The following is a 9015-nucleotide window of genomic DNA, read 5'->3' as shown; positions in this document are numbered from 1 at the left end:
CCCCAGCGCGCGAACACCGCGTGAAAGAAAGACCGATACCCGACCTTTGCTCGGCGTCGCTGCACGGCTACCTGTCCCTGAAAACCGTCATCCTGAGGCCAGTTTATGAACCTGATGTGACGGCGATCGCAAAAAAACCATCACCTTTGCGCCACCCGCCTTGCTTTACACTCAAGGACCGCAACGGCCCCTCCCGGGCCCGCCAGGAGGCCCCCGATGAAACAGCTTCGCACCCTTGTCGCCAGCCTGATGCTCGGCGCCCTGCCGCTGGCCGGCCACGCCGCCACGCCCGTCGAAGCGCCCGCCGCCGCTCCCGGCAAAACACCCACAGAGGGTTGTATCGACGTCAGCGTGGGTGGCTACAAGGCCCCGGACTACGGTTGCCTGAGCCAGCAGATGGGCAACAACCCCGACGGCGCCAAGGCCGGGCAGAAGAACCAGGAAGCCCTGCAGGTGCCGATCCACAAGCGCCCGCCGAACCAGATGGGCCTGGCCACCCCGGCCGCCACCAGCACGCGGATGGGCAATACCTTCGGCACTTCGGTGAAGCCGCAGCGGCCTTGAGGTTGTGTGTTCGGGCCCTGTCGCGAGCAGCCGTTTGCCGAGCATTGGCGTGCGTGGATGGAAAAGGAATCCGGGCTAGACGCTGGGCTGTTGGCGGAACGCCACGGCCAGGCGGTTCCAGCAGTTGATCGCCGCCACCGCGACCGTCAGGTCGACCAGCTCACGCTCGCTGAATTCGCCGCGCACGGCCTGGAACAACGCATCCGGCACTGCGGACTCGGACAACAGGGTCACCGACTCGCTCCAGGCCAGCGCCGAGCGTTCCCGCGGGCTGAACAACGCCGAATCGCGCCACACGCCGAGGGCGTACAGGCGCCGCTCGCTCTCGCCGTTCTGGCGCGCCTGCACCGCGTGCATGTCGGCGCAGAACGCGCAGTGGTTGAGTTGCGAGACGCGGATCTTGACCAGCTCCAGCAGGGGTTTCTCGATGGACAGGTCGAAGCTTTGTGCCTCGAGCATCAACAAGCCCTTGAGGGCTTCCGGCGAGGCGCTGTAGTAATCCAGGCGGGGTTCCATCGAGAGTCACCCTGAGCGTGTGTTGGTGTTCCCTAGCCTAAGGTCCGCGTCGGCCCGCCCCTATAGCCAATCCGGGGGTTTATCGGCAGTCCATCGAACAGTGTCAAGTTCAAGACCGCCGAAGCCCTTCGGGCTTATCGCAGCCTTCGGCAGCGGCTACAGGGGTTGGTTGTGGCGCGGGACTCGTGGTTTCCCCAATCGGTGTAGCCGCTGCCGCAGGCTGCGATCGCGGACGCAGTCCGCGCCAAGGCCGCAGGCCGATCCCGGGGCGCTACACGAACCCCGGGCTTGCGGGTAATCTGGCGGGCACTGATCGTTTTGGAATGTCATCGATGGAACTGCATGTCGTCATCAACGGGCGCAAGGACCTGGCCGACCAGCTGTATCGGCAACTGCGCGACGCCATCGAGTGCGGGCGGCTGGCGGCGGGCGCGCAATTGCCGCCGAGCCGCCTGCTGGCCGAACAACTGGGGATCTCGCGCAAGACGGTGTCGGACACCTACAGCCTGCTGACCTACGAGAACTTCCTGATCGGCCGGATCGGCCGCGGCACCTTCGTCAATGCCCGGCCGGTGAAGGCCGAACCCAAGCAGAGCGCCGCCGACCTGGCCTGCGCACAGAGCCTGGAAAAATGGCGCGAGCTGCCCTCGCCCCTGCGCCATCCGACCCTGGAAGGCACCTCGCGCTACGAGTTCATCGGCGGCGCCACCAGCCGCAATCAGTTCCCCCAGGAAGAGTGGCGGCGCTGCACCCAGGACGCCCTGCGGCGAATCGCCCAGAGCGGCGGTTTCTACAGCCAGCCGGAAGGCCTGCCGGCGCTGCGCAATGCGATTGCCGGGCATGTCTCGTTCTCGCGCGGCGTGGTCTGCAGCGACGCCGACATCGTGGTCTGCAACGGCGCGCAACAAGCCCTGGACCTGATCGCCCGGGTGGTGCTCGAACCCGGCAGCCTGGTGGCCATGGAAGACCCCGGCTACACCCCGGCGCGCCTGCTGTTCAGTGCCCAGGGCGCGACGGTGATCGGCGTGCCGGTGGACGACCAGGGCCTCCAGGTCGAGCGGATTCCCGATGGCGTGCGGCTGATCTACGTCACCCCGTCCCACCAGTTCCCCCTGGGCATGCCCATGAGCCCGGCCCGCCGCGAGGCCTTGCTGGAGCGGGCGCGGGAGCTGGGGGCGATCGTCATCGAGGACGATTACGACAGCGATTTCCGCTACGAGGGGCGCCCCACCGACTCCCTGCAAAGCCTGGATAAGCGCGGCGTGGTGGCCTATGTCGGGACCTTCTCGAAGACCATGCTGCCACAGCTGCGCCTGGGCTACGCGGTGCTGCCACCGGCGATCCTCGGCGCGGTGATCAAGGCCAAGCGCCTCACCGACTGCCACACCTCGACCCTGCCGCAATGGGCGCTGGCCAAGTTCATCGCCGAGGGCTACCTGCTCAAGCACATCCGCCGCTGCCACACGGTGTACGCCGGGCGCCGCGAGCGCATTCTGCAGCGCCTGAACGGCGACCTCTCGCCCTGGCTGCAGGCGGTGCCGTCCACCGCCGGCTTCCACATGGCGGCGCTGTGCAAGGTGCCGGTGAATATCCCGCTGTTGCTGGAGCTGGCAAAGAAGGTCGAGGTCGGGCTCTACCCGCTGCACGGCTTCTATTATCAGGAGCCGGCCAGGGACGGGCTGTTCATCGGCTTTGGCGCCATCGAGACCCTGGACATCGACCCGGCCCTGGACAAGGTGCGCGACATCCTGCAACAGATCGCCTGATTGGTCCCGGGCTTTTCCCGGGGATTGGTTATTTTTGTTGCAATCTTGTGGCCCTATTCTGAGCCTCCAGCAAACGCCGTGACCGCAACTGCGATCTTGAGATCCTGCACCTGCTCCGTCGGAGTGCCGCCCAAGCCGATCGCAGCCTGCGGCAGCGGCTACAGGTCGCGGAGGGTTCTAGATGTCCAGTCCAGCCATCAATATCGTGCAAATCAGGGCCGCCCAGGGCCGTTCGGAAGAGCTTGGCCAGCAGTTGACCACGCTTCTCGCCGCCCTGCGCGAGGCTCCCGGTTGCCTGGCGTACAGCGCCCAGTGCAACACAGCGGACTCGCAGCACTGGACCGTAAGCGGCCAGTGGCGCTCGGCGGCCGAGATGCAGGCGCATTTCCATCTGCCGGCGGCCCAGGGTTTCATCGACCTGCTGGCCAGCCGCCTGGCCTGCGCCCTCGACTTCGAACACTGAGGCCATTGGTCTGCCGTTCTTTGCCGGGATTGGTTATAGGCCGGTCGCGCCAGCGGGCTTACCTTGAGCCGACCCCTTTCGCACCGGAGAAACCGACCATGAAGCCCCTCGCTGCCCTGACCTGCGCCCTCGCCGGCCTGGCCCTGCTCACCTCCCTGGGCGTTGCCGCCCATGACCCGGAGTACGGCCAGGAAAAAACCAGGATCCTGCAGGAACATGCCTTGAACAACCTGCCGGGCAAGACCGCGCTGATGCTCACCGTCGACTACGCACCGGGCCAGGCCACGGTGCCGCACATGCACAAGGGCGCGGCCCTGGCCTATGTGCTCGAAGGCGAGATCACCTCGCGGGTCAACGACGAACCGGCCATCACCTACAAGGCAGGCCAATCCTGGTACGAACCGGCCGGTTCGCAGCACCCGGTATCCGCCAACGCCAGCGCCAGCAAACCGGCCAGGCTGCTGGTGTTCATGCTCAAGGACGCCAAGGACGAAGTACTGACGCCGCTGAAGCAGTAAGCGCCTGGCAGCAGATACTCCGTAGGAGCGAGGCTTGCCCGCGATAACGTCAGCAAAAACAGCACAAGGCCAAGCCGATAAAAAGGCGCCTGGCCGCTACGCGGATCGCGAGCAAGCTTCGCTCCTACAGAAGCGGCGTTTTTTGTAGCCGCTGCCGCAGGACCTTGAGCCCCTTGCGAGCGTTCCGCTCGATCGCAGCCTGCGGCAGCGGCTACAGCATTTCTTGAGGCCATAAAAAAGCCCCGTATCTCGCGATACGGGGCTTTTTCATTTACCGCTCGATCAGGCCACTACAAGGCCCGATTGACCGCTCATGGCCAGGTCCAGCAATTCGCGGTTGGCCACCGCGTACATGGCGTAGTCGGTGCCGCTGGCGGCACGGATTTCCACCAGCATCGCGCGCCAGCGCTCGACCATGCTCTGGTTCTGCTCAAGCCACAGGGCCACGCGGGCTTCCATGTCTTGCGGCGCGTCGGCCATTTGCAGGACCGAGATGGTGATCGCCCGCTGCTGCCAGTCCACGTCGTCGCGGAAGGCTTCGCGTGCCTGGGCCTGCCAGTTGTTGGCCACCGGCAAATCGCTGATCTGCTGCAGGTACCACGGCAGGTCCAGGGCGCTGCCCACGGCGAAGTAGGCCTTGGCCACATCGGCGGCGTCGTGCCCGGTGACATCCGCGGCCTCGATGATCGGCAACAGGGTGTACAGGTGGGTGGTACCTGCCACCATGCGCGCCAACAGCTCAGGCACGCCGGCTTCGACGTAGGCGGTGTAGCGGGTCTGCCAACCTTCGCGGGTCGGGCCTTCCAGCAGTTCGTCGAGCTTGAGGCCCAGCGCCGCCAGGTGCGGACCGAAGTGCGCGACGTCACGGGCGGCATCCTGCTCGTTGCGACGGCTGCGCAGGAACCAGCGGGTGGCGCGACGGCCAAGGCGCATCAGCTCGTCCATCAGCTCCAGTTGCACCTGAGCCGAGACCTGGTGGTCCAGGGCTTCGATCTGGCGGAACCAGTGCGGGAGATGGAAGATGTCGCGCACGATCACATAGGCGCCCGCCACGTTGGCCGGGCTCATGCCAGTGGACTCCTTCAAGCGCTGCACGAAGGTGATGCCCATGTGGTTGACCAGGTCGTTGGCGATCTGGGTGCTGACGATCTCGCGCTTCAGGCGGTGACGGCGCATGGCTTCGGCGAACTTGCTGACCAGGGTCGGCGGGAACGCGGTTTCCATGTCGCGGGTCAGGTAGTCGTCGTCCGGTACCAGGGAGTTGAGCAACTGCTCCTTGAGGTCGATCTTGCTGTAGGAGATCAGCACCGACAGTTCCGGACGGGTCAACCCGTGGCCGGCGGCGACGCGCTCGTTGAGCTGATCTTCCGACGGCAGGAACTCGATGGCGCGGTCCAGCTTGCCACGGCCTTCCAGATCGCTCATCAGGCGCTTGTACTCGGCGATCCGGGCGAAGGCGCGACGGGCCGCCAGGGACAGGGCCTGGGTCTGCTTGTAGTTGTTGCCCAACACCAGGCCACCGACTTCGTCGGTCATGCTCGCCAGCAGCTGGTTACGCTGCTTGTCGGTCATGTCGCCGGCCTGCACCACTTCGTTGAGCAGGATCTTGATGTTCACTTCGTGGTCGGAGCAGTCCACGCCACCGGCGTTGTCGATGAAGTCGGTGTTGGAACCGCCGCCATTGAGGCCGAACTCCACACGACCCAGCTGGGTCATGCCGAGGTTGCCGCCCTCGCCCACCACCTTGCAGCGCAGCTCGTTGCCGTTGACCCGCAGCGCATCGTTGGCCTTGTCGCCGACATCGGCGTGGCTTTCGGTGCTGGCCTTGACGTAGGTACCGATACCGCCGTTCCACAACAGGTCCACCGGCGCCTTGAGCAAGGCGTTGAGCAGCTCGGTCGGGGTCAGCTTGTCGGCCTGGATGTCGAAGCGTTCTTTCATCTGCGGCGAAATGGCGATGCTCTTCGCGCTGCGCGAGAAGATGCCGCCGCCTTCGGACATGATGCTGGTGTCGTAGTCGCTCCAGGCCGAACGCGGCAGGTCGAACATGCGCTGGCGCTCGGCGAAGCTGGTGGCCGGGTCCGGATTCGGGTCGATGAAGATGTGCATGTGGTTGAAGGCCGCGACCAGCTGCAGCTTGTCGGACATCAGCAAGCCGTTGCCGAACACGTCGCCGGCCATGTCGCCGACGCCCACCACAGTGATGCTGTCTTGCTGGACATTGATGCCACGCTCGCGGAAGTGGCGCTGTACGCCGACCCACGCGCCCTTGGCGGTGATGCCCATTTTCTTGTGGTCGTAACCGGCGGAACCGCCGGAAGCGAACGCATCGCCCAGCCAGAAGCCGTAGTCGATGGCAATGCCGTTGGCGATGTCGGAAAAGGTCGCGGTGCCCTTGTCCGCCGCCACCACCAGGTACGGGTCATCGTCGTCGTGACGCACCACGTTGGCCGGCGGCACCAGGGCGCCGTCCTTCAGGTTGTCGGTGATGTCCAGCAGGCCGGAGATGAAGATGCGATAGCAGGCGATGCCTTCGGCCGCGATCTCGTCCCGGCTGCCGCCCAATGGCAGGCGACGCGGCAGGAAGCCGCCCTTGGCGCCCACCGGTACGATCACCGAGTTCTTCACTTGCTGGGCTTTTACCAGGCCGAGGACTTCGGTACGGAAGTCTTCTTCGCGGTCGGACCAGCGCAGGCCGCCACGGGCAACGTTGCCGAAACGCAGGTGCACGCCTTCGACGCGCGGCGAGTAGACGAAGATTTCGAACTTCGGCACCGGCTTGGGCAGCTCGGGAATCAAGTGCGGGTTGAACTTGAAGCTGAAGTACGACTTGTTATGGCCGTTGGCGTCGGTCTGGTAGAAGTTGGTCCGCAGGGTGGCCTTGATCAGGTCCAGGTAGCGACGCAGGATGCGGTCTTCGTTGAGCACCTGGACATCGTCCAGGGCGCTGAGGATCGCGTGCTCCAGGCGCTGCTGCTTGTCTTCCAGGTCGTCGCTGCCGAGCTTGCGCGCCAGGTAGAAGCGGGTCTTGAACAACCGGGTCAGCTCGCGGGCGATATCGGTGTGGTTGTTCAGGGTGCTGGCGATGTAGCCCAGGTCGAAGCCCAGGCGGATCTGCTTCAGGTAACGGGCGTAGGCACGCAGCAGCGCGACGTCGCGCCATGGCAGGCCAGCGGTCAGCACCAGGCGGTTGAAGGCGTCGTTCTCGGCATCGCCACGCACGATGTGGACGAAGGCGTCCTGCAGGGTGTCGTTGAGCTGCTGGATATCCAGGTTCAGGCCTTCGGCCGCGGTGAAGGCGAAGTCGTGGATCCAGAACTCACGGCCGCTGGCGTGACGCAGGCGATATGGGAACTCGCCGAGCACGCGCAGGCCGAGGTTTTCCAGGATCGGCAGCACGTCGGACAGCGCCAATGGGGTATCGGCGTGATACAGCTTGCAGTGCAGCAGCGGCTGGCTGGTGGACTGGGTCAGCGGCTGGTAGAAGCTCATCACCAGCGGGTTGGCCTCGGACAGGCTCAGCAGGTGCTGCATGTCGACCACCGCCGAATGCGCGGCGAAGCGCTCGCGGTAGCCGGCCGGGAAGCCTTTCGGGAAGTCGGCCAGGACATTGGTGCCGTGGGCTTCGCCGAAGCTTTCGACGGTCAGCGCGGCGTAGTCGTCCTGCCAGCTGCGGCAGGCCTGCACCACTTCTTTTTCCAGCAGCAGCGGGTCGATGTCGATGCGGTTCTTCGGGTCGACCCGCAGGATCAGTTGCACGCGCGCCAGCACGGACTCGGAGAAGAAGGTCCAGAACTCGCAGTCGGTGGCCTTCAGGCGATCCATCAGCACCTGCTGGATCTTCTGCCGCACTTCGGTGGAATAGATGTCGCGCGGCACATAGGCCAGGCAGTAGCAGAAACGACCGTACGGGTCCTTGCGCAGGAACACGCGGATCTTGTTGCGTTCCTGGATCTGCACGATCGACATCACGGTGTTGAACAGCTCGTCGACCGGGGTCTGGAACAGGTCGTCGCGCGGCAGCACTTCGAGGACCTGGGCCAGTTCCTTGCCCAGGTGCGCCTTGGCCTGGAAGCCGGAGCGCTGTTCGATGATTTCCACCTTGCGGCGGATATAAGGAATCACCCGCACGCTTTCGCCGTACACCGACGAGGTGTACAGGCCCATGAAGCGGCATTCCTTGAGCACATTGCCATCGGCATCGATCTGGCGGATCGACACGTAGTCCGGGTAGGCCGGACGGTGTACACGGCTTGGGTGGGCGGCCTTGGCGAACGACAGCGGCGTCGGTTCGCGCAGGTAGTTCACGGCGTAGTCTTCGATGCGCAGGTCGTCGACGGTAAGGCCGGCGCGCAGCAGCTTGGTCAGGCCGAGGAAGGAGTCCTGGTCGTACTCGATATGGCCACCGTGGTGGTCCTCGCGCACCACGAACTCTTCGTAGCCGAGGAAGGTGAAGTGGTTGCCCACCAGCCATTCCAGGAAGCTCTTGATCTCGCCCTTTTCATCGGCGTCGATCTCGAACTGGCTGTTGCCGATGCCATCGATCAGTTCCTGAACCTTGGCTTTCATCGGCTCGAAATCGGCCACGGCGACGCGCACCTCGCCAAGCACCTGCTCCAGTTCCTTGCTCAGGACATTGAGCTCGGCGGTGTTGGCGCAGCGGTCGATCTCCAGGTACATCAGCGATTCTTGCAGGATGCCTTCGCCCTGGGTGCCCTTGGGCAGGATTTCCAGCAGCTCGTTCTTGCTCCCGCGACGCACGCTCAGCACGGTGGTCTGCAGGGTGTGGATGCTGTAGCCGCGACGGTTCAGCTCGGTGCGGACCGAGTCCACCAGGAACGGCAGGTCATGGTGCAGCACTTCGACCGCGGTGTGGGTCGACTGCCAGCCATGACGTTCGTAATCGGGGTTGTAGACGCGCACTTGCGGTTGCGCGTGGTCGAAGCGCTCAAGCAGGCGCCAGGCAGAAAGGGTGCAGCCCGCCAGGTCGGACAAGCGACGCTGGGTGAGTTCGTCCAGAGAAATGATGCCGAAGAATTGTTCAGCGAACAGCGCCACTTGTGGCAGTGCCTGTTCACTGATGTGCTGCGCCAGTGCCGCTTGCAGTTGGTGCTGGAAGTCGGCCTTGCTGGCTGCGGTGAAGAACGCCATCTGTGGTACTCCGCTTGGGCTTGTTATTGAGTAAAGC

Annotated in this window: 6 protein-coding genes; 4 read left to right on the top strand and 2 right to left on the bottom strand. The window is 64.7% G+C overall.

Features of this window, described 5'->3' with window-relative positions:
- Positions 1 to 216 precede the first annotated feature (216 nt).
- On the top strand, positions 217 to 564 hold the full coding sequence (locus tag J4E58_RS30440) for a hypothetical protein (RefSeq protein WP_053260953.1): 348 nt from the start codon (positions 217 to 219) through the stop codon (positions 562 to 564).
- Between the two features lie 75 nt (positions 565 to 639).
- Here J4E58_RS30440 and J4E58_RS30435 read toward each other — a convergent pair whose 3' ends face one another.
- Positions 640 to 1080, bottom strand: a complete 441-nt coding sequence (locus tag J4E58_RS30435) for a carboxymuconolactone decarboxylase family protein (protein WP_007925797.1) — start codon at positions 1078 to 1080, stop codon at positions 640 to 642.
- A gap of 332 nt (positions 1081 to 1412) precedes the next feature.
- Here J4E58_RS30435 and J4E58_RS30430 point away from each other — a divergent pair, with 332 nt between their 5' ends.
- The 3 genes from J4E58_RS30430 (at position 1413) to J4E58_RS30420 (ending at position 3827) form a co-directional block, all read left to right on the top strand.
- Positions 1413 to 2846 carry a PLP-dependent aminotransferase family protein gene (locus J4E58_RS30430; protein ID WP_087091144.1) on the top strand — a complete coding sequence of 478 codons (1434 nt, stop codon included), beginning with the start codon at positions 1413 to 1415 and terminating at the stop codon, positions 2844 to 2846.
- Positions 2847 to 3027: 181 nt separating this feature from the next.
- On the top strand, positions 3028 to 3309 hold the full coding sequence (locus tag J4E58_RS30425; RefSeq protein ID WP_087091145.1) for an antibiotic biosynthesis monooxygenase family protein: 282 nt from the start codon (positions 3028 to 3030) through the stop codon (positions 3307 to 3309).
- Between the two features lie 98 nt (positions 3310 to 3407).
- Positions 3408 to 3827, top strand: coding sequence for a cupin domain-containing protein (locus tag J4E58_RS30420; protein ID WP_087091146.1), 420 nt, complete (start codon positions 3408 to 3410; stop codon positions 3825 to 3827).
- Positions 3828 to 4109: 282 nt separating this feature from the next.
- Here the strand turns inward: J4E58_RS30420 and J4E58_RS30415 are convergent, their stop codons facing one another.
- Positions 4110 to 8978, bottom strand: coding sequence for an NAD-glutamate dehydrogenase (locus J4E58_RS30415; protein ID WP_087091147.1), 4869 nt, complete (start codon positions 8976 to 8978; stop codon positions 4110 to 4112).
- Positions 8979 to 9015 lie beyond the last annotated feature (37 nt).

Source organism: Pseudomonas sp. FW305-25 (genome assembly GCF_017351415.1).
Lineage (GTDB): Bacteria > Pseudomonadota > Gammaproteobacteria > Pseudomonadales > Pseudomonadaceae > Aquipseudomonas > Aquipseudomonas chlororaphis.
This window is presented reverse-complemented; position numbering and strand designations above follow the sequence as displayed.